This window comes from Streptococcus hyovaginalis DSM 12219 (assembly GCF_000420785.1).
GTDB lineage: Bacteria > Bacillota > Bacilli > Lactobacillales > Streptococcaceae > Streptococcus > Streptococcus hyovaginalis.
The window spans coordinates 1-23,735 of the sequence record NZ_ATVP01000016.1 but is presented as its reverse complement, the minus strand read 5'-3'; the positions used below and the strand labels follow the sequence as shown (position 1 = coordinate 23,735).

General features: G+C 38.6%; 22 protein-coding genes and 1 pseudogene. 2 read left to right on the top strand and 21 right to left on the bottom strand.

Features of this window, described 5'->3' with window-relative positions; translation table 11 throughout:
• The first annotated feature begins 235 nt into the window (after positions 1-235).
• The gene (gene xerS / locus G574_RS0109610; RefSeq protein ID WP_029692007.1) at positions 236-1,306 is read left to right on the top strand and encodes a tyrosine recombinase XerS; all 1,071 of its coding nucleotides are present in this window, start codon (positions 236-238) and stop codon (positions 1,304-1,306) included.
• A 262-nt stretch (positions 1,307-1,568) separates the two neighbouring features.
• On the opposite strand, the pseudogene argF reads toward xerS, so the two are convergent.
• The 7 genes and pseudogenes from argF to G574_RS0109580 all read right to left on the bottom strand — a co-directional run bounded on the left by argF (position 1,569) and on the right by G574_RS0109580 (position 7,891).
• Positions 1,569-2,485, bottom strand: a pseudogene (gene argF, locus G574_RS11000) (ornithine carbamoyltransferase).
• Between the two features lie 8 nt (positions 2,486-2,493).
• On the bottom strand, positions 2,494-3,093 hold the full coding sequence (locus G574_RS10995) for a transporter substrate-binding domain-containing protein (RefSeq protein ID WP_156828128.1): 600 nt from the start codon (positions 3,091-3,093) through the stop codon (positions 2,494-2,496).
• Between the two features lie 39 nt (positions 3,094-3,132).
• Positions 3,133-3,312, bottom strand: a complete 180-nt coding sequence (locus G574_RS11550) for a hypothetical protein (protein ID WP_095122750.1) — start codon at positions 3,310-3,312, stop codon at positions 3,133-3,135.
• A gap of 204 nt (positions 3,313-3,516) precedes the next feature.
• Positions 3,517-4,461, bottom strand: coding sequence for a sensor histidine kinase (locus tag G574_RS0109595; RefSeq protein ID WP_017769389.1), 945 nt, complete (start codon positions 4,459-4,461; stop codon positions 3,517-3,519).
• The gene (locus G574_RS0109590) at positions 4,458-5,126 is read right to left on the bottom strand and encodes a response regulator transcription factor (protein WP_017769388.1); all 669 of its coding nucleotides are present in this window, start codon (positions 5,124-5,126) and stop codon (positions 4,458-4,460) included. The genes G574_RS0109595 and G574_RS0109590 overlap by 4 nt, the downstream gene beginning before the upstream one ends.
• 43 nt (positions 5,127-5,169) lie before the next feature.
• A complete protein-coding gene (locus G574_RS0109585) occupies positions 5,170-7,134 on the bottom strand; it encodes an ABC transporter permease (RefSeq protein ID WP_029692006.1) in 1,965 nt (654 codons plus the stop codon).
• The gene (locus G574_RS0109580) at positions 7,121-7,891 is read right to left on the bottom strand and encodes an ABC transporter ATP-binding protein (protein ID WP_029692005.1); all 771 of its coding nucleotides are present in this window, start codon (positions 7,889-7,891) and stop codon (positions 7,121-7,123) included. Before G574_RS0109580 ends, G574_RS0109585 begins: the two co-directional genes overlap by 14 nt.
• A gap of 219 nt (positions 7,892-8,110) precedes the next feature.
• Here G574_RS0109580 and G574_RS0109575 point away from each other — a divergent pair, with 219 nt between their 5' ends.
• The gene (locus G574_RS0109575; protein WP_029692004.1) at positions 8,111-8,602 is read left to right on the top strand and encodes a PASTA domain-containing protein; all 492 of its coding nucleotides are present in this window, start codon (positions 8,111-8,113) and stop codon (positions 8,600-8,602) included.
• A 99-nt stretch (positions 8,603-8,701) separates the two neighbouring features.
• Here G574_RS0109575 and G574_RS0109570 read toward each other — a convergent pair whose 3' ends face one another.
• The 14 genes from G574_RS0109570 to G574_RS0109500 all read right to left on the bottom strand — a co-directional run.
• Entirely contained in the window at positions 8,702-9,553 is an 852-nt protein-coding gene (locus G574_RS0109570) for a MetQ/NlpA family ABC transporter substrate-binding protein (protein WP_029692003.1), read from the bottom strand.
• A 396-nt stretch (positions 9,554-9,949) separates the two neighbouring features.
• Positions 9,950-10,213: a type II toxin-antitoxin system RelE family toxin gene (locus G574_RS0109565; RefSeq protein WP_029692002.1), complete on the bottom strand. Its 264-nt coding sequence runs from the start codon at positions 10,211-10,213 to the stop codon at positions 9,950-9,952.
• Positions 10,210-10,425 carry a type II toxin-antitoxin system RelB family antitoxin gene (gene relB / locus G574_RS0109560; RefSeq protein WP_029692001.1) on the bottom strand — a complete coding sequence of 72 codons (216 nt, stop codon included), beginning with the start codon at positions 10,423-10,425 and terminating at the stop codon, positions 10,210-10,212. Before relB ends, G574_RS0109565 begins: the two co-directional genes overlap by 4 nt.
• A 668-nt stretch (positions 10,426-11,093) precedes the next feature.
• Positions 11,094-12,263, bottom strand: a complete 1,170-nt coding sequence (locus tag G574_RS0109555) for an ATP-grasp domain-containing protein (protein ID WP_029692000.1) — start codon at positions 12,261-12,263, stop codon at positions 11,094-11,096.
• A 21-nt stretch (positions 12,264-12,284) separates the two neighbouring features.
• Positions 12,285-13,031 carry an esterase family protein gene (locus G574_RS0109550; RefSeq protein WP_029691998.1) on the bottom strand — a complete coding sequence of 249 codons (747 nt, stop codon included), beginning with the start codon at positions 13,029-13,031 and terminating at the stop codon, positions 12,285-12,287.
• Between the two features lie 21 nt (positions 13,032-13,052).
• Positions 13,053-13,877: an alpha/beta hydrolase gene (locus G574_RS0109545; protein WP_017769466.1), complete on the bottom strand. Its 825-nt coding sequence runs from the start codon at positions 13,875-13,877 to the stop codon at positions 13,053-13,055.
• A gap of 101 nt (positions 13,878-13,978) precedes the next feature.
• On the bottom strand, positions 13,979-14,992 hold the full coding sequence (locus tag G574_RS0109540) for a DNA glycosylase AlkZ-like family protein (RefSeq protein ID WP_029691997.1): 1,014 nt from the start codon (positions 14,990-14,992) through the stop codon (positions 13,979-13,981).
• Between the two features lie 205 nt (positions 14,993-15,197).
• Positions 15,198-16,541: a methylenetetrahydrofolate--tRNA-(uracil(54)-C(5))-methyltransferase (FADH(2)-oxidizing) TrmFO gene (gene trmFO, locus G574_RS0109535; RefSeq protein WP_029691996.1), complete on the bottom strand. Its 1,344-nt coding sequence runs from the start codon at positions 16,539-16,541 to the stop codon at positions 15,198-15,200.
• 331 nt (positions 16,542-16,872) lie between these two features.
• Positions 16,873-18,984, bottom strand: a complete 2,112-nt coding sequence (topA, locus tag G574_RS0109530) for a type I DNA topoisomerase (protein WP_029691995.1) — start codon at positions 18,982-18,984, stop codon at positions 16,873-16,875.
• Positions 18,985-19,111: 127 nt separating this feature from the next.
• Positions 19,112-19,954 (bottom strand): DNA-processing protein DprA, encoded by an 843-nt coding sequence (gene dprA / locus G574_RS0109525; RefSeq protein ID WP_029691993.1) that lies wholly within the window; start codon positions 19,952-19,954, stop codon positions 19,112-19,114.
• A 69-nt stretch (positions 19,955-20,023) separates the two neighbouring features.
• Positions 20,024-20,575: a sugar O-acetyltransferase gene (locus G574_RS0109520; RefSeq protein WP_029691992.1), complete on the bottom strand. Its 552-nt coding sequence runs from the start codon at positions 20,573-20,575 to the stop codon at positions 20,024-20,026.
• Positions 20,575-21,357 carry a ribonuclease HII gene (locus tag G574_RS0109515; RefSeq protein ID WP_029691991.1) on the bottom strand — a complete coding sequence of 261 codons (783 nt, stop codon included), beginning with the start codon at positions 21,355-21,357 and terminating at the stop codon, positions 20,575-20,577. The genes G574_RS0109520 and G574_RS0109515 overlap by 1 nt, the downstream gene beginning before the upstream one ends.
• Positions 21,344-22,195, bottom strand: a complete 852-nt coding sequence (gene ylqF / locus G574_RS0109510) for a ribosome biogenesis GTPase YlqF (RefSeq protein WP_029691990.1) — start codon at positions 22,193-22,195, stop codon at positions 21,344-21,346. Before ylqF ends, G574_RS0109515 begins: the two co-directional genes overlap by 14 nt.
• Positions 22,196-23,226: 1,031 nt before the next feature.
• On the bottom strand, positions 23,227-23,735 hold a 509-nt coding region (locus tag G574_RS0109500; protein ID WP_029691989.1), incomplete at its 5' end, for a Rib/alpha-like domain-containing protein.

Sequence of the window (23,735 nt, the reverse complement as noted above, 5' to 3'; positions counted from 1 at the left end):
ACAAAATATTGACACAAAAGTTTATAATTAGTGCACTATTGAAGTGAAATTACATATTTTTGTCAAACTATTATCAGCCTTTATGTCAATACACATCAATACACAATTTTTTAGTTATATTGTATATATTGCAAATAGATTCCCTTATCATCTTTCCGAAAAACTATAATTTTCTTGAAAAACATGTCTAGCTATGGTATACTTCTATTGACAAAAACTAAAGGAGAGATACTCTATGAAACGTGAATTGCTACTTGAGAAAATTGATGAGCTCAAAGCTATTATGCCCTGGTTTGTCTTAGAATACTATCAGTCCAAACTAGCTGTCCCTTATAGTTTTACAACCTTATATGAATACCTCAAAGAATATCGGCGTTTTTTTGAATGGCTGATTGAATCGGGGATTTCAAATGCTGAGCAATTAGCTGATATCGACTTATCTGTTTTAGAGCATTTAAGCAAAAAAGATATGGAATCTTTTGTCCTGTATTTGCGTGAACGGCCATCTCTCAACACCTATTCTAATAAGCAAGGTGTCTCACAGACAACCATAAACCGTACCTTATCAGCTTTATCCAGTCTCTTTAAATATCTGACTGAGGAGGTTGAAAATGAACATGGTGAACCTTATTTCTATCGAAATGTCATGAAAAAGGTGGCTACTAAGAAGAAAAAAGAAACGCTCGCCTCCAGAGCTGAAAACATTAAGCAAAAACTCTTTCTTGGTGATGAGACCATGGCGTTCTTAGAATATGTAGATTGTGAATATGAAAACAAACTTTCTAATCGCGCCAAATCATCTTTCCGAAAAAATAAAGAACGTGATTTAGCCATTATTGCACTACTGCTGGCATCTGGTGTTCGTCTTTCTGAGGCTGTTAATCTTGATCTGAAAGATTTGAATCTCAATATGATGGTCATTGAAGTGACTAGAAAAGGCGGTAAACGTGATTCTGTCAATATAGCTGGATTTGCAAAGCCTTATCTAGAAGCTTATATAGCTATCCGTCAGCAACGTTATAAGGCTGAAAAACAAGATATTGCCTTATTTCTAACTGAATATCGAGGCGTTCCGAACCGTATTGATGCTTCTAGTGTTGAAAAAATGGTTGGAAAATACTCTCAAGACTTTAAAATTCGTGTCACACCGCATAAACTGCGTCATACTTTGGCCACCAGACTCTACGACTCGACCAAATCTCAAGTTCTTGTCAGCCATCAACTCGGACATGCCTCAACTCAGGTCACTGACCTCTATACTCATATTGTCAATGACGAGCAGAAAAATGCCTTGGATAAGTTATGATTGACGTAACTAAAATTATGTAAATTGTACTTATCTTAAAGTTTGAACCTACTAAAAGAATTGACCAACAATAGCAACCTATCGCTGTTGAGAGAAGGATCATTTCTATTTTAGTGTTCTTTCTCGCTTCCACTATTTTCCTTTGTCGTCCTCAAAGAATCCCCCTCGCTAGAATAAAATGCCAATAAGGGGGATTCTTCTCTATGTTCTAATTAGTCCAACAATGATACCATTGGTTTTGTTTAAGTGTTACTATACAGAATCACTTCAAACTCCAGTAAAGGATTGCCTTGATAGAATGCAGACGATTTTCTGCTTCTTGGAAAATAATGTCACTCTGCGCTTGAAAGACCTCATCTGTAATTTCAAGAGACTCGTAGCCGTATGTCTCATAAATAGTTTTGGAAATCTCGGTCTTAGTGTTGTGAAAGGCAGGTAGGCAATGGAGGACGATGACCTCAGGATTTTCTGTCAGATCCAGCAAGTTTTGATTAACCTGATAGTCCCAAAGCAGATCGATTCGCTCTTTGAAATCAGCATCTTCTCCCATGGACAGCCACACATCCGTGTAAATAGCATCAGATCCTTTGGAGGCTGTTATATCATCAGTGATATGGATCGTGCCGCCTGTCGACTGTATCTTCGCTAGATCAATCACTTCTTGATCTGGTTGTAGAGATTTAGGAGCAATAATAGTGATATTGACACCAAGCTTAGCAGCCGTTACCAGTAGAGAATTAGCCACATTATTACGACCATCACCTATATAGGTCAGATTGAGGCCCTCTAAATAACTGAAATGCTCTTTCAAGGTCATAAAATCTGCGATCATCTGTGTTGGGTGCCACTCGTCTGTCAACCCATTCCAAACAGGAACATTTGCATTTTCAGCTAAGTCTTCTACGATTTGCTGAGAGAAGCCACGATACTCAATCCCATCAAACATGCTGCCAAGCACCTTAGCAGTATCTGCCACAGATTCTTTTTTGCCCATCTGAATTTCACTGGAACCAAGATAGGTAACCTGCATCCCTAAATCCTGAGCTGCAACCGTAAAGGCTGCTCTTGTACGAGTCGATGGTTTTTTAAATTTAGGGCTTTAAAGGCCAGAGCACTATTAATAAATGCTAATAAATCTTCTTTAGTAAAATCAATTTCTTTTAAAAAATGTTTCATTATTTTCTCCCTTATTCTTTTATAGAAAGTTGGTAAGCTAGTTGGATCATGTGGTTAATTTTCCCTGACTTTATCATCGACTCTAATTCGCCATTGATTTTCTTTCTCAATGTTTTACTACTTTTAGGTAAGATAATACCATAAGTATCATTACTATCCGAAGGCAAATCAATATTTGCAATTACTAATTCTGGATTCTTGTCAACATAAGCTTTTGCAACCGGTTCTTCTAATAGGATACCATCTACTTTATCCTGTTTTAATTCAACAATCATTTCAGATGTTTGTGGTAGACTGATAAGATTTGACTTAGAAAACGATTGTTTAGCTATGTTTTCTTGAATACTACCTTTTTGACTAGCAATACCTTTATCAGAAAAGTTTGAAATACTTGTATAAATATTAATTTTATCTTTAGGAATAATTAGTTTTGTTTTTGCAGTATAGTAACCCTTAGAAAAAAGAAAAGTTTTCTGTCTTTCATTAGTAATGGAAATTCCAGATATGCCAATATCTGCTTTCCCTGATTGGACGCTTGCAAGAACATTGTCAAAGCTCATTTCTTTAAATTCAACCGTCACTCCGAGTTGCTCAGCGATAGCTTTTACCATCTCGACATCAGATCTCACGATAGTATCTTTTCCATCAACTCATGTCTTGAATGTAAAGGGAATGAACCCTGTTTCCGTAGCTACAACTAACTTTCCACGTTTTTCAACAACTTCCCAACTTGTGTCTTTTGATTTAGACTGTAGGTTCTCAGACTGACAGCCAACTAACATAAGAGTAAGAGCTAATAATATCGAATAAAGATAAGGTTTAAGTGCCATAAGAAGGATCTTTTTTGTATTTTTATACATAAAAATCATAAAAATACAGATGTCAACACTTTTCTTATCGATTATAAGTTTTATTCAGAGTTTATAGAGATTCTACTTGAATAACATTTACTACCCCTTTAGTTATTTGGATACAATAAAAAACATCCTAGTATTTTAGGATGTAAGTTATTTGCGTAAATATAATTACGTAAATTAGTATTTCTTTCTTATAATAACTGTCGTCCCATGACCAATCTGACTCGTGATAGCAATAGAAAATCTCAATTTATCTAATATTTGCTTAGTCATGTATAAACCAAGACCAGTCGCTTTTTCATGTTCGTGTCCGTTATAGCCAGTGAAGCCTTGTTCAAATAAACGAGGAATATCCTCTTCTAGTATTCCTATGCCATAATCTTGTATTTCGATACTATTTTTATCAATTCTTATTTTGATATCAGACGCCGGAGAACTATATTTAATAGCATTATCAATGATTTGCGATAGACAGAACCCTAACCATTTACCATCTGTAATAATGCTTGAATCTCCGATTAGTTTGATATGAAGCTGTTTAGCAATACACTGACTACTGAATTTTTTGATAACACCACTAACACAGGTTTTCAGAGAAATCTCTTCAAAACGGTAGTCATCATCATCGTGCTTATATTTGAGATAGGCCAAGAGATTATTGATATCATTTTCTAAACGAAAAATTTGGCCTTGTAGCTCGGATTTATTCATTTGATGCGTTTGAATCATTAAGGATATAGCTGATACTGGTATTTTCATCTGATGGGACCACATCTTAACCAATCCTTCTAAATGATCTTGTTCTCTTTTTATGTCTAAAACTTGCTGTGCTTCTTTAGCGACTAAATGATAAATCAGTCCTTGATAAGCTATTTCTGTTGGTAAGCGTCCCTGGGGTAAATCGTCAAAGGCTTTTAAGCTCTCTAACTCCAATAATTTGCCTTTAAATGACTGATAATTTTGGAGAGTCCAAACACTAAAAAAGACCAGATTGATGGCTAAACTAGCTAAAAAATAATGCTGTGGCAAATGGTACAAATAAAACATGAAGTGATAAGTCAGTGTCGATAGGGCATATAAGATGTACCAAGGGCCATATTCTTTAAGATATTTTAAAATCATTTGAGAAAATACCCCACCCCTCTAGCCGTATGGAGATGATTAAAACCGATAGTTTTTAATTTCTTGCGAAGCCGTGTTATATTAACACTCAAGGTATTATGGTCAATAAAGCTATCATCTTGCCAGAGTTTTTCTAAAAAGTCTTCTTTAGCAATAACTTGCTGATCATGTGTCATTAGTATTCGTAAAATTTTTGCCTCTGTTGGGGATAGGTCAACACTTCCATGTTGCTCAGAGATAAAGCTGCCATCTGCTAGTAATTCATATCCAGCAAAAGAAAGCTCATCTTTACTAAATTGCTTACTTCTTCGTAAAAAGGCTGAAATTTTTGCCTCTAATATGCTGAGTGAGAATGGTTTTGAGATAAAGTCATCGCCACCCATATTAAGTGCCATGACAGCATCCATATCATCATTACTAGAAGAAATAAAGATAATTGGCACTGTCATCGTCTTACGAATCTCACTAGTCCAATAAAAACCATTAAAAAAGGGTAAAGTTATGTCCATGAGAATCACATCAGGCTGGATAGTTTCAACTTCCTGCTTAATATCTCGGAAATTTGTCACTGAAAAGACCTGATAATGACCGGAAAAATGCTGTTTTAAAAGAGTGACAATAGTCGCATCATCCTCAATAATATATAGTTTATCTTGCTTGCTCATAGGATTATTTTAGCAAAAAAGCAGCGAAAAATCGCTACTTTTCCTACCTTTCAATTAAGTGATAATAAGACCGTCCTGTTAATCGGTAAATGAGATAGTAGGTAATGGTAATGGCGAGAATGACACCTCCAGAAATTTGGTAAATCAACAGATCATTGACTACTCCAAAGAGTGAGAGCATTTGTTTGAGCATAATCAACGCTACTAAGAAATGGCTGATTGCCATAGCCAGTGGCATGAAGAAGACCATAAGGGTTTGTGAACCAATGATTTTCTTAACTTGAGCCTTGGACATGCCAACTTCTTGTAAAATATGAAAGGATTTTTGATCTTCAACCCCTTCTGAATAACGTTTATAATAGATAATCAAAGCTGCAGCTAAGAGAAAAGCTGTTCCTAACAAAAGTCCTGTAAATAGGAAACCACCAAATAAACTATAGACTCCATCTTTAAATGATGACTCTCGTGTCAATTCTACTATGGCTGTCTCTCCCTTCGTATTGATCCAAACACCTTTTTTCTCTTTTAAAGCTTGATAGTCTTTTGCCTTCAAATCCGCAAACAACTTATAAGATTCGTTATAATCAAATCCTTCGACATTTTCAAAGTGCTTTTTGATGGCAGTCATTTGATTCCTATCACTAACAACTAAAACTCCAGGATTATAGGTATTAACAACATCAGGCACGATAACGGACTTAAAGTTTTTGATATTAGCATATTCTTTCCCAAAAATCGTCAGTTTCTCAAGTTTACTATCACCTTTTTGCTTGAAAAAGGCTGTTTGATTAGCTTTTAAGTGAGGTAAATCATTACCAAGCTTTCTAAAATCATCTTGTTCAATCAAGTAAACAAACCCCATTTTACTTATCTTAGGGTTTTTGATCGTTTTCTCATTGACAGTGATTTCTTTATCACGAGTTAAAGGAATAGAAATCATAGCTGATTGATAAGCAATAACATCTTTATTATCTGTTCTTAGCTCTGGGATAATCGTCTCTTGGGCAAATGCTTCAAAGCTAGTTTTTCCTTCAACTTGATGAATCTCTAGCTCAGTATTTTTTGGAAAGAGCTGAGAGACCATATTCTCAGTATTCCCGAAAAGCGATGACGTTGTAGCAATGGTAACAAAGCACATAACCGCTAATATGGTGATATTGGCTAATCCAACCGCATTTTGTTTCATGCGAAAAATCATTTGAGAAACCGTTATAAAATGCTCTGTTTGATAGTAATAATCCTTATTTTGACGTCTGCGTTTCAAGTACCAAGTTGTAAATGAGATATAAAATAAATAGGTTCCAATAATAACCAAGACAACCGCAATCAAAAAGCGATAAATCAAAGCTAAAGCAGCAATCTTTGTTGACGTCAATGACAAACCATAGCCAATTCCCAGCAGGACTAGAGAAAGCATAGCCAAAGCAATAGTTCCTTTAGGTTCTTGTTCTGCTTTAGATGCTGACTTGAATAAATCTAATGGCGATGACTGTCTAATCGCAAATAAATTGATAACCAACAATAGTATAAAAATACTAAAGAAAATCATTCCAGTTATGATAAAAGATTGGGAAGTAAATGTTAAGATCAATTGATCATAATGGATAAGGTTAACAAATATGAGATAAAGTGCGTTTGAAAAGATGGCCGAGAGGATATTCCCTATAATAAGAAGACCTAGTAATACAATTAGTATTTCAATACTCGATATTAAAGAAACTTTTTTCTTACTCATTCCCAAAACATTGTAAAGCCCAAACTCCTTACTACGTTGTTTTAAAACAAAACGGTAGCTATAGACTATTAAAATAGTTGATAGCAAGGTTAAGACTCCACTCCCAAATCCTAAAAGATATTTTCCATAAGACATATCGTCAGAAATAGGACTAAACAAGATCAAAAGGGTAGAACACAAAGTGATATAAAGTACCAGACTCGTTAACAGAAATGGTCCATAGATATTCTTGGTCTTAAGTAAATTCTGCCAAGCCATTTTAAGATAAAACATGATCATCACCTCCTCCTAGAAGAGCATTCATAGCCAAAGAGATATCTTTACTAAAGGTTTGAGGACTTTTGTTGCCTCGATATAGTTGATGGAAAATCCTACCATCTTTGATAAATAGCACACGCTTGGCATGACTGGCAGCCATTGCAGAGTGGGTCACCATAAGGATAGTTTGTCCAAAAGCATTGATTTCTTCAAAAAGGGATAATAAATCTTCTGAATTTCGAAAATCTAGCGCTGCTGTCGGTTCATCTGCTAAGAGGATATCTGGTTGATTAATTAAACTTCTAGCTACCGCTACTCTTTGTTTTTGACCACCAGAAATTTCAATTGGACGTTTATCTAGTAAGTCTTTAATATGCAACTGTTCTGCTAAGGGAAGCAAAGCTTTTTCCATTTTAGTGTACGGTTTTCGGTCTAAGACCAAAGGCAAAAAGATATTATCTCTGATAGTCAAAGTATCTAAAAGATTAAACTCTTGAAAAACAAAACCGAGGTGTTTGAGCCTGAAATCAGCCAACTGATTTTCTTTGATTTTAGTAATATCTTGTCCCTTTAATAAAACAGAACCAGAACTTGGTTTTTCTAAGGTGGCTAAGATATTTAATAAGGTTGTTTTTCCGGAACCAGATTCTCCCATGATAGCGATAAACTCGCCATCATTAACCTTAAAGTCAATATCCCGTAGGGCATATGTCTCCGTTTTGGCAAAACGCGTGCGAAACACTTTTTTTAAGTGATTGATTTCTAATAACATAAAGTTTGTTCCTCTTTCTATTATAGCTGACTATTTAACATGATAATTACCTTCAGAAAAGACTTAATGACTTTCTTTCAATGACTAGTTTACCATCCTTTCTTAGTTATAAGCTTACAAGATGTAACCAAATGCTTACAATTTTATAAGGTTTGAAAAATAGCTTTTCTTAAATTTTTGGTATAATAAACTCATATTAGACCTCTAGGAGTATGTATTATGCCAAAAACAAAACTAAAATTATCTCGAAAGTTAGGGTCAGTCGGTCGCTTATTTTCTATCATTCCTGATACAACTGCCATCATTAATAAAACCATCGATAATAGTCGTCCAATTATTGAAAAACATATGGACCAACGCCATGAAAAACAAATGTCACTTATCAAGATTGATAATGTGGTTAATCTGCCCTTAGAAGAAGCTAAAGAACACTTGGAACGACAAGGTTTCGTGGTTTCTGCCATTCTTGCAAAGCCTTCTAAGAAATTAGCACAGGTTCATCTCAATGAGGTTGTCCAAATGATTCCTAAATCTGGAAAACACCTAAAAGGCTCTCTTGTCAAATTATACTATGTTGATTTAGATGTGATTAATGCGAGCCAAGAATTGATCGATGAAGAGACACGCCGTATCGTCGAGCGAAATCAAACTATCTCTGATTCATTCGAATCTGTCAAAAACGTCATTCCCTTTAGACACAAAAAAAAGTAACGAATCCAACGATTCATTACTTTTTTTAATTGTCTGCCTACTTGTCTTTCTCGCTTCTTTAAGAAGAAAGAACGATATCTCTATAAAGGATAGTTAGCATTACCATACAGGTTCGTCAAGTCCTTCTGAACTTTCTTTTATTACTTTTTTGACTTCATCAGTATGGTATGCGTCTACAACTTTCTGAATAGCATCGGCATTTTTAGCTTTTTTCCAGTCTTTTTTGGCTGCAATAAGATTATACCATTGCTTAGCATTATCACCCTTAGGTTCAATAAAGATAGCCTTACTTGGATCAATACCTGCCTCAACCACGAAATCATTATTGATTACCGCAGCATCTGCCGATTGTAGTTGACGAGCTGTTTGAGCTGCATCAACTTCGACAATATCTAAATCTTTCTCATTTTTTGTGATATCATCAAGTGCTGCAAAGGTATCCCCTGAAACGCCTAGCTCAATTAAACCTGCTGATTGTAGGAGATAAAGGGCACGGCTTTCATTGACCGTATCATTAGGGATGACAATAGTAGCTTTATCTGGTAATTCCTTGACATCTGTATATTTATTCTTATCACCTTCAGTACCAGAATAAAGTCTGAAAGCTGTGATATATGTCTCAGCAATACCGATTAAATCCGTATTATTTTTCTTATTCCACTCATTTAGGAAATTATAATGTTGGAAAGCATTAATGTCGATTTCCCCATTTTCAAGGGCCTTATTCGGTTGTGAGTAATCAGTGAATTCCGTATACTTGATTGTGACGTTTTCATCTTTAAGTAGTTCTTCAACCTTATTCCAACGGGCTTCCTCTGAATCACTTTTTGCCATCGTCCCCACTTTGACAACGACTTTGTCATCATCTGCAGACTTTCCGCTACAAGCTGCTAAAAATAATACAGACGTAGCTGCTAAAGCGCCAAGGCTCACCCATTTTTTCAATTTCATAACTCATTTCTCCTTAAAATTAAGATAGCTCTAGTCTAACATGAAACCTGATCTATGAAAAATTCTTAAAAGATAGAGAAATATATAGCTAAAAACTATATGAAACTACCACTTTGCTATAACCATAATATCTGAATACCTTATGAGATACCAAATCAAGCTGAACAATGGGCCTTGCCTCTCGTAAACAGAAAAAACGAAATCACTTTGACCTAGTAGTTAAAAGAATTGCAAAATAGCCATCAATAGGTAAAATTTGTTCCTATCACCTAACCATAGATTAATCACCTACTTTATTTTGGAACAGCCTTAAATATCCTCCCGAAATATGCTACCCAAATCCAGGAGACCCCACATCATTAAGGCCTATAAGAAAAACCATACCACATGTACGGTTTAATAAATATCTCGACGATGACCGATTGTAAAAATCTCAATCACAATCTCATCCTCATAAATGTTCGCTAAAATGCGGTAATTACCAACACGGTAACGCCACTCGCCAGAGTGATTAGCTGTGAGTCCCTTGCCATGTAGACGAGGATTATCTGTCTGGTGAAGGTTTTTCTTAATCCATGCCAAGATGGTATTTCGGGTATAGGCATCTAATTTTCTAAGCTGCTTGTCTGCTTTCGAAGTCAACCTTACCTGATAAATCATATGCCGAATTCCTCAAAAAGATTCTCCACTGGGATTCTAACACCATCATCCTCAGCCATAGCCTGACGTAAAACTGCTAAATCGTAATCATCTTCAATACGTTCGAGCATTGATTGGCGTGCAAACTCAGAAATAGATAATCCGTGAAGCTTAATATAGTTCTTAATAAGGTTCGAATCCTCATCATTGATACGTAATGTCATCGTAGTCATAAGCAACACCTCCTGTTAAATACATTGTATTCGATTCTTTTTAAAAAGTCAATTTATTCTCTTGAAATCCAAAAACACTCATTCACAGGTCTTATCTGAGAACATTTGAATTGAAACATTTTCTCAATATCCTTCAGAGTAATCCAATCAGCACGTCAACTGAATTTGTCCTCTTTACAGATGTCTGCTATCTTCGTTTTGGTAGCCATACTGACACCATGTTTAGTCATACCATTGTTACGATCAGACAAGACTGAGCATTGCTAATCTTAAGATCATTGATTGATATTTCGATACCGAAAAAGTGTCTTACTAATTTCATATTTTGTCTCCCCTTTGTGCACCAAATAGAGCAGACAACTGATATAAAGTTCTTTAACTACATCTCCTGCTGCCCAATAGCTCCCAAAGCATCTTTAGTGCAAAAAGAGGGAATAAGAACTGATTAATGATCCATTGAACTGTTCTTATTTCTTACCAATTTCTAGATAACACACCAAGTTTAGGGGTATTACACTTAACACTAGGACATCTACTGTCATCATAAATAATCCTAGACCATTAACAGCCTAGGACCTCATTGTTTAATTAATTCAGTATTTCAATACTACATTTTCAAAATACCTATATTAAGTCGCTTAATAGTAATGCTAGGAAAATACGATTTATTAGGATGTGGTTAATCCAACAAAGTTAATCATATCCTCTAGTGTTTCTTTATTATCTGTTACCATAAGGTAGGCCTCATTCCCCTGTAACTCCGAAAAGGCATCTGGCATGCGTTTGACGACTTTCAAATGACCTGCAAAGCGCTCCTTAATCTCATCAGCTGTATGGACATAAGATGTCTTATCACGGCGCGTCACAACCAAACAATATTGCGGCGCAAATGAACGTTCCGCCACCTCTTCGCCATTGACAATATTAGCGTAGTCTTTAAAAAGATCAATAGAATGTGCGTAATTATAAGCTTCAACAGTAAATCCACCTGCCATACGGTTATTGTACTCAATAGCAATATAATCGTCACCATCTTTAAAGAATTCAATATGGAAAAACCGCTCCTTCATACCAAAAGCTTTGATAATCGAGCGACCATAAGCTACCAACTTAGGATCTAATGCTTTTTCAATGTAATAGGCATTATCTTTATTTGATAGCATCAACTCTAAAGGCGTATGAACATAGGTTAAACCAGTTTCAAACACAACATTCCCGTGACGATCAATCAGGCCATCATAAGTCGTAATAGTATTGGAATTGACAAATTTCTCAAAGAAATAAGCCGTATGACCATCCCAAGCCTGTTTGAATGTTTCCAAATCCTCATTGCTCGTTAACTTAAACGTTCCTGAAGCCCCAACGCCATTATCTGGTTTGGCAATCATTGGGTAACCAACTTTTTTAACTGCTTTCTCAAGGTCTTTTTCCGTTTTTACGGTATGACCAGGGACAACTGGGACACCTGCTTTTTGAAAATATTTCTTCATCTCAGACTTAAATTTGGTTTTTTTGAGATTGGCAGGTTTAGCTCCAAAAATATTGAATTGCTCACGCAGGGCTGCATCAGACTCTAGCCAATGCTCATTATGAGATTCGACACGATCAATCGGTCCATGCTTATAAATGAGAAAAGCTGCTGCTCTTTTCACTTCATCTAAATTTTCAAGATTTTCGACACGGAAATATTCCGTCAGAGCATTGCGGAGCTCCTCAGGAAGTTGATCATAAGGCTCTTGACCAATTCCCAATACATTTATTGACGATTTTTTTGAGAGAGCTACTGTAAAAGGATGAAAATTTTCCGGATAAAAAGGGGAAATGACTAAATAATTCATATCTTGTCCTTTCTAGCTTTTTTAAAGGCCAATGGTAGAGAGAAAATAAGGCATTTGCTTTCTCCACCAAACCCAGTCGTGAGCAACATCTTCGCCCCAAGTATCAAACCAAGCAGGGATGTTTTTATCCTCAAAAGCACGTTTCAAAGTATAAAAACTATCTAGCCCATCTTGCTCCCAATCACCGAGACCAGTGCAGACGATAATATCTGCCTGACGGTAGCGGTCGATAAACCAGCCATCATTCTGATGCCAAATATAATCTGCTGGTGAATTTTGATAGACCACGTCGTCGTGACCATAGTCATTGTTATTATTGAAGAAGCGCGCATCGTAAACACCAGATAATGCAATGACCTTGCTAAAGACATCTGGGTGCTGGAGGAAGAAATTAAGCGCATGATAAGCTCCCATTGAACAACCGGTTGTCATCATTGGTTCAAACCAACCTGTTTTGTGTTTAATAAAGGGAATGGCTTCCTCAATCACATAATGCTCGTAATCACGGTGAGCTTCTGCTTTATCATGGATGCTTTTCCAGTCAGCTAGCCAGCTCTCTTTGTCATGGCTAGTTAGGGTAAAAAATTGGACATGACCAGCTTCAATAGAACCACGACAAGCCTCAATCATACCAAAATCTGCATACTCATTATAGGATCCACCTGATGAGGCAAAGACAACAACCGGAATACCAGCATGTCCATAGCGATTAAGATTCATTTCACGGCCAAGATGTCCTGACCAGTGACTTAAAAATTCAACATTCATACTCTCTTCTCCTTTAATCTCTTACCAATTATCACTCAAAAACCTGAAACAATTGGGTAGGTACTGAGCCCAAGCCTCCTCATTGTGAATGGCACCAGATATGATTTCGATAGCCAAATGATCTAGGGAAACTCCTCCTTCAATCAGTTGCCGATAATAAGTCAATGAGGAATTGATATAGGCTTGTTTAATATTACCTGCCATGAGGGTCTTATCGGTATCATCAGCTTCCTCAGTACCGACATAGATGTAGACTCTCTGATCAGGATCCAATTTTTGACGTTCAATATAACGGTCAAAGGCATCCTGGTGCAGCCAATTGGCTGATGAGAATACTCCCAAGCAACCAATCTGATCTTGATAGGCCAAGCCCATAAATTGGGTAATATTACCACCCAATGATGAACCAATCATTGCTGTATGAGCCTTATCTGTCTTAGTGCGGTAATGCTGGTCAATGAAAGGCTTAACGACCTCCATTACAAATTCCGCATAAAGCGTTCCTTTTCCGCCAAATTGTAGCCCAGGAATACTCATTTCACTATATTTCCAAGCGGCATATTCATGCATACGCTCCAAACCATCATTATCAATGGCTACTACAATCATTTTAGGGATATCGGGATTACGCTTAATCGTCGGAATGACCTTCCAAGAATGATTTGAAAAAGCTTCTTTACTGTAAAGAACATTTTGCCCATCATGAAAATACACGACAGGATAAGTCACCTCTGTATCTTCCTCATATCCCTTTGGTAGCAAAACGCGAACACGACGTTTTCGGCCTGTAAAAGGGACATCTAGTTCATGCGTTTTCATCTCTAAATAAAAATACGATTTATTCATACTAAACTTTCTAAACTAACATTTGGTCTATTATAACATAAATTTTCCGAAATATTCAGAAAATTTAGTGTTTTTTCGTTATTATACTATAAAAACGAACATTACAGAGTAGCTAAGCGGTTTTCGTAGACACGACGATAGTCTTCCAATCCCAACTCTTCCTTGTCAGTCAGCTCTTCAAAAATATCCAGGACAATCTTACCCTTTTCCCGTCTCCAAGTCGCCACAAATCGCCCCTTGTAAAAAACAACTGGCTTGACAATTCCCGTCAGAGTATAGATATTGCGAATGTATTTTGGATCAAAGAAAGGATTGGCTTTCTTTTCATAACCCAGCAAGAGTTGATCAAAACCTGCTACAAACAAGCATTCTGGAAGGTCTGCTTCTACTAATTCTCCCAGATAATAGCGTTCTTCCCCCGCGACTTGGATTGTTTTTAAGTCCAATTCCTTCATCCAACTTAGCACCCTTGACTTATTTTGCTTGAAATAATATCTAGCGTCTGCTAGGCTGACTGGACCAAATCCTGTAAAATACCGCCGCGCGATTTCCAGCTCTGCTATTTCCCGCGAAAGTGGCTGAAAATCTTGCAAGCGATGAAAGGTCTTGCTACCGTAGGCCTGATAAATCTCGCCCCGCTCGACCATATAGCGAAAAATGCCGCCCCAAGCGTTGAAGAGCGCCTTCTCATCTTCTGCAGTCAGTCGTTCAGCTCGACACAAGTCCTTGAGAAACTGACGATCCTTGGGACCATCTTCCAAGGCTTCAAGGATAATCTGATGAAATTTCTGCTTGGTCTGCGGACTCAATCCATCCTGCCCCTGCTGTTTCAGAAAATCCTCCGTCGCCATTCGCCCTTCATGGATGTAGAGAGGAATTTCCGATTTGAGATAGGCGTGAACTGTCCGACGAATAGACCACTGGCGAGTCAATTGCTCCTGCCAGTCCGTCTGATGAAAATCCTTGTTCGCCATCCGATTGTGAAATCCCACGTGGACATAGGGTTGAAATTGAGCCTGCAAGCCATTTAGGTTTTGACAAATCTGAGCAGTAGACTGTGGCTGTAAGAGTCCTTGCTTTTGTAAAATAATCCCCTTCCAGGTCTGATGATCCATTTCGCAACTCCTTTTATTTCTCGGTTTGATTATAACATAAAAGGGAGTAGGCCAGAACTCAATAAAAGAAAAAGAGTTCGTTTGCCCACCCCCGCACAGTTGAATAGGTCTGGTTCGAAGCATGAAACGCGAACGAAACCGCCATTCAACCACTGTGCTGAGCTGTTGACACGAACTCCATAAAGAAAATCTATCCTTGAATATTTTAATAGCCCAAATACGCTTCCAAGTCCGTCAAAGCACGCTCGGCAATTGCCTCATAACGTTCTTTTTTGTCACGGATACGCGGACCGTCCAATTCCTTGATGATACCAAAGTTGACGTTCATTGGCTGGAAGTGCTTGCTCTCTGTATGAGTGACATAATATGGCAGAGCTCCGATAGCCGTGGTCTGTGGGAAGACGACTGGTTCTTCGTCCTTGAAGCGACGAACAGCATTGATACCAGCAACCAAGCCAGACGCTGCAGACTCTACATAGCCTTCAACACCAGTCATCTGACCAGCGAAGAAGAGGTTCGGATTTTGACGAGTCGCAAAGGTTTGGGTCAAGAGATTGGGCGAATCCATATAGGAATTGCGGTGCATCACGCCATAACGGACAAATTCAGCATTTTCAAGACCTGGAATCATCTGGAAAACCCGCTTTTGCTCACCCCATTTGAGATGAGTTTGGAAACCAACGATATTGTAGAGACTGCCAGCCGCATTATCCTGACGGAGCTGGACAACAGCATAAGGGGTCTTGAAGTCACCATCACGTGGACCCGTGTAATCATCTGGATATTCCAAACCAACAGGTTTCATTGGGCCATAGAGCATGGTCTTGATTCCACGCTTGGCCATCACTTCGATCGGCATACAGCCTTCGAAATATTTTTCTTTTTCAAAGGAATTGAGCGGTGCCTCTTCAGCCGTCGTCAGTGCCTCGTGGAAGGCCATAAACTCTTCCTTGGTCATGGGACAATTGAGATAGGCTGCCTCGCCCTTATCATAACGGGATTTGAGATAAACCTTGTCCATATCAATAGTCGACTTGTCAATAATCGGTGCTGCCGCATCGTAGAAATAGAAGCCGTCGCCACCGTTGAGGGCGTGGATTTTTTCAGCCAATGCATCCGAAGTCAGAGGCCCAGTCGCAATAACGGTAATGGTATCATCAGGAATTTCCGTAATTTCCCCTCGGATGATTTCAATCAGAGGATGATTTTCTAGCTCAGCCGTCACTGCTTCTGCATAGCCTTCACGGTCTACCGCCATAGCGCCACCAGCAGGCACACGATGATTTTCACCATTGCGCATGATAATCGAATCCAGGCGGCGCATTTCCTCTTTCAAGAGACCGACCGCATTGGTCAAGCTGTCGCCACGAAAGGAATTGGAACAGACCAACTCAGCAAAATTAGCCGTTTTGTGTTGTGGCGTTGGCTTAACCCCACGCATTTCGTACAATTTTACAGGAATACCACGCTTGGCAATCTGATAAGCAGCCTCCGAGCCAGCCAAACCAGCCCCGATAACGTTAATGTGTTTTGCAATAGATTGAGACACTCACTAATACCTCTTTGGGAAAAATTTCCCACAAATCTTTCTTTATAGTAACCTCCATTATAGCAAAAATCAGTTTATAAAGACAGGATTAGCCCTAAAGGATCGACCCGACCTGCAAGAGCCTACTTGGTAAAGAAAATTAGGAGGTTATATCGGAAAAAGTTTACATAATCATGATTACGTAAACTCATCAAAAAAAAGATGATAGCCAATCGAGTTCATTTCTGATCAAAAAAGAGCTTGGCAGTGCCAAACCCTTTCATCTATTGTCTAAAATCCGTCACAGCATAAAATAATCAGGCTGGCGCCACATAGCTTCTTAGCTAGTGATTTATTTTACCACTGCTTCCTTGTAGTCACAGTCATCACTGCTACATACGACTTGCTTACCACCGCCACGAACTTTTTTCTCGACAAGGAAGTCGCCTGATTTGGGACAAGAACGACCAACTGGGATATCCCAAGAGGTAAACTCACAGTCTGGGTAACGGTCACAGCCATAGAAAATACGGTTGCGTTTCGTTTTACGCTCAATAACTTGGCCTTTTTGGCAGAGTGGACAAGTCACACCAATCTCTTTGGTAATGGCCTTAGTATTGCGACACTCTGGAAAGTTACTACAAGCGTAAAATTTCCCAAAACGTCCTAATTTAATCACCATAGGAGATCCGCAGACATCACAGTCAAAACCAGCAGGTTCATCCTTAATCTGGATTTTCTCCATCTCGTCTTCAGCTTTGGTTAGCTCTTTACTAAAAGGCTTGTAAAATTGATCTATAACCTTTTGCCACTCTTCTTTACCTACCTCAACTTCATCGAGACGATCTTCCATTTCAGCGGTAAAGGCAACATCCACAATATCTGGGAAAAACTCAACAATCAGGGCATTAACAATTTCACCTAATTCCGTTGGTTCAAAGCGCTTAGCTGCTAATTTGACATAATACCGTTTTTGAATAGTTTCAAGGGTCGGCGCATAAGTTGAGGGGCGCCCAACACCATTTTCTTCAAGTGTTTTGATCAAAGTAGCTTCAGAGTAGCGAGCAGGGGGTTGGGTGAAATGTTGTTCTGGAGTGGTTAGAACCTTCTTAACCGTATCCCCTTCTGCCATTTCTGGTAACATCTTATTTTTGTCAGAGTCATTATAGACAGCTAAATAGCCGTCAAACTTGACCTGGCTACCATTAGCCGTAAATAAGACACCATTCTGTGATAAGGTCACTTTCATCGTATCAAAAATAGCTGCTGTCATCTGTGACGCGACAAAGCGGTTCCAGATCAGCGTGTACAGTTTAAGTTGATCCTTATCAAGATACTGTGCAATGGATTCTGGCGTGTGATGAACACTAGATGGCCTGATAGCTTCGTGAGCATCTTGAGCGCCAGAGCCATTTTTAACCTTAGCACCTTGTTTAGAATATTGTCTACCAAAACGCTCTGTAATAAATTGAGAGGCTTCATTTTTAGCCACTGGACTAATACGTGTCGAGTCCGTACGCATATACGTAATCAAACCTTGGTGTCCAGCTTTTCCGAGGCTAATTCCCTCGTAAAGCTGCTGAGCAACCATCATCGTTTTACGTGTCCTGAAATTAATTTTATTGGCTGCATCTTGTTGTAAAGAAGATGTTGTGTAAGGTAGCGGCGCATTACGGCGACGTTCTTTTTTCTCAACCTTATCGACATCAAACACATCGCCTTCAAGACGTTGCAAGACCATTTTGACATCTTCTTGGTTACTTAATTTAAATTTTTTCCCATCTAAACCGTAAAAACTTGCCTGAAATTTCTTGGTACCTTTTTTGAAGGCGCCATCTATAGTCCAATACTCTTCTGGTTTAAAAGCTTTGATCTCATTTTCACGATCAATAATGAGCTTGAGTGCCACAGATTGCACACGACCTGCTGACAAGCCTTTTTTAACTTTCTTCCAGAGGATGGGACTAATCGAGTAACCTACGATACGATCAAGAACACGACGCGCCTGCTGTGAATCGACCAAATCCATATCAATCTCACGTGGCTCCAAGAAAGCATTTTTTACTGCATCCTTAGTAATCTCATTAAAGACCACACGATTCTTTGCTTTAGGATCTAAATTTAAAATGTGCGCCAAATGCCAAGAAATAGCCTCTCCCTCGCGGTCCGGGTCACTGGCTAAGTAAACATTTTTGGCATTCTTAGCTTCCTTTTTAAGAGAATTGATCAAAGGCCCTTTACCGCGAATGTTTATATATTCTGGCTCGTAGTTATTATCAAAATCAATCGACATACTGGATTTTTTAAGATCACGAATATGACCAACAGATGCCACAACCTTGTATTGACGTCCAAGGTATTTTTCAATCGTTTTAGCTTTCGCAGGAGATTCCACAATGACAAGATTTTTCTTAGGTGTTGACTTTTTCTTAGTCTTTTTTTTTGTTGCGTTAGCAGTTACCATAACAGACACTTCCTCTACTGAACATTGACAAGTATACTAATCTCTAGCATACGTCGAAACTTATAACATGATAACCCGCTTTAAGCCATGTGTCAACAAAAAAACTTTTCCTATAGGAAAAGTTACTTTAAAATTGATAATCATTTAGGACATCAAAGCCTGATGTAATGCACTTCGCCCCCTCTTGAATCAAATGTAAGCATCCAGCAGATTTTCCATCCAAAATATTACCTGGAATGGCAAAAACATCTCTTCCTTCCTCCAAAGCACGCTCACATGTAATCAAGCTACCTGAACGAATTTTGGCTTCTGCGACGATCACTCCTTGACAAAGGCCGGCAATGATACGGTTACGTTCCGGAAAATGGTGTTTCAGTGGTTGTTCACCTGGCCCATACTCCGTTAATACCAAATGATGCGTCATCATATAGTCCTGTAAAGCTTTGTTTTCCTTTGGGTAATAGACATCTAGACCTGTCCCTATCACGCCTATACTTGCTCCTCCTGCTTTCAGACTAGCTAGATGAGCCGCTGTATCAATCCCACGCGCCAATCCGCTAACTACGACGAAGTGATTATCCAACTCTCTGATAACTTTTTGCACTGATTTGGTCGCCAAATCAGAACATTTCCGAGCACCAACAACAGCTATTTTGGGCTTTTTAAGCAATTCAAGATTCCCGTGATAAAAGAGTAAGACTGGTGGATTATAGATTTCCTTTAATGCCATGGGATACTCCTTATCTTCTATTGAAATACTTGGAAACAGACGAAATGTTTTACGCAATTCCTCATTATCAAGCTGTCGGTAATTTTCCATAAAAGTCGTTGGATTTGAGCACTTAGACACCACTGCCCGATCTCTTAAGGATAAAGACTTGCCATGTTTTTCTTCGTAGGCCAAGATATTGAGAATATGATGATTCGCTAGACCAGCTTTCTTTAATTTATATAATTCAAAATGATTCATTTCCATCCCTCCAATTACCTATTCGGAAAAAGACAAAAAAAATTCTAGCCGAGCTAAGATTTTTTCACTTTATGAAATAGTCTTGATCACTTTTGCAGGATTTCCCGCTAGAACGACATTGTCGGGAAATGATTTAGTAACAACACTACCTGCACCTACAACCACATTATCTCCCAAGGTCACACCTGGCAAAATCGTGACGCCACCAGCCAACCAGACGTTATTACCTAGTCGAATTGGGGCTCCATATTCCACTCCAGAATTGCGCTCAATAGGATCTAAAGGATGCAAAGGGGTTAGAAGCTGACAATTTGGCCCAATCATCACATTGTCACCGATATGAATCTCACAAACATCAAGGAAGGTTTGGTTAAAATTAGCATAAAAATTTTCCCCCACATAGATATTCGTGCCATAATCGCAGTAAAAGGGTTGCTCCACGTGCAGATGGTTACCAGTTGCACCAAGCCATTCTTTCAGAAGGTCGCTTCGTTTTGAGGCATCATCTTCATTATTAAAGGTTTTCATCAGTTGCCTTGCACGCAATCGCATGGTTTTTAATTCTGGATCAGCTGGTTCATAGGGTTGACCAGCAATCATTTTTTCACGTTCTGTTACCATTAGTTTTCTCCTCTTATCAAGCTTTTAACAGGCTCAAAGGTTTGGCGATGAATAGAAGTGACTCCATGTTGCTTCAACCCCTCTATATGCTCTTTTGTACCGTAACCGGCATTCTTTGCAAACCCATAGCCAGGGAAAATCTGATCATAATCCGCCATTAACCGATCCCTAGTCACCTTAGCAACGATAGATGCTGCGGCGATGGATAAAGACCGTGCATCTCCTTTAATCAGCGATTCCTGTGGAATATCAATAGGCAAGGTCATGGCATCAACGAGGAGGAAATCCGGCTTAAATCCTGACGATTGAACCTCCTCAACAGCTGTGCACATAGCCAACTTTGTCGCCTCATAAATATTGACCTGATCAATAATATGATTGTCCTTAATACCTATACCAACTGCTAAAGCTTTAGCCATAACCTCTTGATAGATGTCTCTATGCTTTGACTTAGGAATTTTTTTGGAATCATTTAGGCCTTTAATAACAACATTTTGAGGAAGCAATACACAGGCTGCCACAACCGGTCCTGCTAGCGGTCCTCTCCCTACTTCATCGATTCCCGCTACAGCCTGGAAACCTTCGGAAGCTAGACGTCTTTCAAAGATCAACATCTGCTCCAGACGCTCCCTCTCAGCTATCTCAGCCACAATAGCACGTCGCCTCTGCGAAATGGCTTTCTGAACACCTAACCTAGAATCTTCCTCAAAAACAGCCCATCTGGTGTCTTCTAAAGTTTCAATAGACGCAAGCTGCTCCTTAATCGCCTTAATCGTAGCCATTATGTTCCCCAACAATATCTAAGGTATAACGTCCCAATTTGCCATCGCGAACCTCTTTCACGAAAAGATTATAGAAACGATCATAATCATCACGAAAACCAAGTTTCTGTGTCATCTCCATGATCATTTCAGGTGCTTCTTCGGTCAAGTCCATGGCTTTAAATCGCTCCTGTAGACGCTCCGGGTAATAGGTTTTGAAAAAATTCAAACCAAAAATAGTAACCTCATCCATAGGTAAGAGTTGGTCCTTAATAGCACCTGTGAGAGCCAACTTCAAACCAACAATCTCGTCTTCAAATTTCGGCCATAAAATCCCTGGTGTGTCTAAAATCTCTAATTCTTTATTGGATTTCAACCATTGCTGGCCTTTGGTAACACCGGGTTTATTCCCCACGACAGCAATTTTTTTCCCCGCTAGTCGATTCATCAAGGTTGATTTTCCAGCGTTAGGAATACCGATAATCATCGTTCGTAGCGTTTCTTTTTGAATGCCACGCTCTCTTAGTTTTGCTATTTTGTCAGCCATCAAACGTTTAGAAGCATCTGTCACCAACTTAACTGCTGCCTGCTCTTTAGAATTGATAGCTAAAGTCATAATCCCTTGAGATTCGAAATGCTTGCGCCATTCCTTCGTCCGTGTACTATCAGCTAAATCAGCCTTATTTAAAATCAACAACTTGGGTTTGTCACCCACAATTTTGGTTAACATAGGATTTTGACTCGATAATGGCAGTCTCGCATCTACCAAAATTGTCACCAAATCAACGTGTTTTAAGTTTTCCTGCACTTGACGCCGTGCCTTGGACATATGTCCTGGAAACCATTGAATAGTAGCCATTTCTTCTTCTCCTTGTTCTGACAGGTATTTTTGAGTATGTTCTTAACAATGCCTCGCTTGATACCTATTTGCTCAGAATATATTAGATAGAGGCTAGGAGCCTAGCCGTGTAACAATTATTAAAAAAATCTTTTAAGCAAATTGACGTAACCAATCGCCATCACCACATGATCGACAGTAGTCACAAGCATACATTTCTCTATAGACTCTATTATAACATAAGCTCATCTCATCTTTTATCAGTAATTTCCCAGAAAGATTAAAGTCGTCTCTGTGGATGCGTCTGGTAGCTATAGACCCATCATTAAGACTTTCACCCTCTTATTTTTAAATTCAGGCTGAAACAGGCCACTGGATTGTTTCGCTCCCCAACGCTCACATTGCCTTTGATCGATGGCACATTTTTCTAAAACTTAAGCAGAGCGATGATGTCTACGAAAATGACCATTATGAAGTCTTTGGACACCCAGTTTTTAGCTTATTGAGCCATGAAAAATCACTAACGGATATTATTGCATAAAGACAGCCCGAAACTAGCTCTCAAACCTTTCTTCTCGAGAACTTTTAGACAAGCCTTAATCTCTCGGTAGATTTTTCAGAAGACGTCATCCTTCTCTAAGAAACTGTACTTTATTATAATCTGTACCAGTTCACACTTTTTCATTTCCGATAGAAATGAGCTTGTCAGTTTTTTGACTTGATTGAGAAGCATCTAGAGACTGTGAATGAAGCGTTTCAAACCGACTTCAAAACCTTTTTGAGAGACAAAGACACCATAATCAATGCTTTAGAACTAGCCTATTCTAATGCTAAGCTGAAAGTCACCAATAGACTCATCTAAAATAACAAACAGAAGACTTTTAGAACCCGAAAATTCAAAAAATATAAAACCAAAATGCTTATCATTTCAGATTCTAAAGAGATCAGGATAGTGACTTTTTTAGGTTGGCTCTAGAAAAGAGACAAAAAAAGAAGAAGAACAAAATCTTCTTCTTCTCATTTGGGATACCTTTTGGTATTACTATCCTATATTAGTCTTCTTTTTTCTTGCGTTTTCCAAGAGCACCGACCGCAAATAGAATTGCCGTACCAGCTAAGATACCCATGTTAGATTCTTCACCAGTTTCAGGTAATTTAGCCTGATATTTAGTAGAAGCATCTGATTGACGACGGTTAACAACTTCATTCGTTGCAATTTGAGTTGTTTCTTTAACACTGTTACCAGTAGCATCGTCGTGCTTAGGATCGTTGTTGTCAGTATCAGTAGTTGCTTTTGGATCTGTTACAGTTACCTTGACAGGCACTTCATCTGTTGAGCCATCTGGGTAAGTTACTACAACTGTACCGTCTTTCTCACCTGGAGTAGTGGTGTCAATTGGATCTTTGAACTCAACTGTTGTTCCATCTGGAAGATCTGGCAAGTTGCTGATTGAATCTTCTGCTTTTGGTGTTTCACCAACATTAACAGTTTGATCCTTACCTTCTGGAGTATTCTTATCTGCATCTGTACGTGGATCTGTTACAGTTACCTTGACAGGCA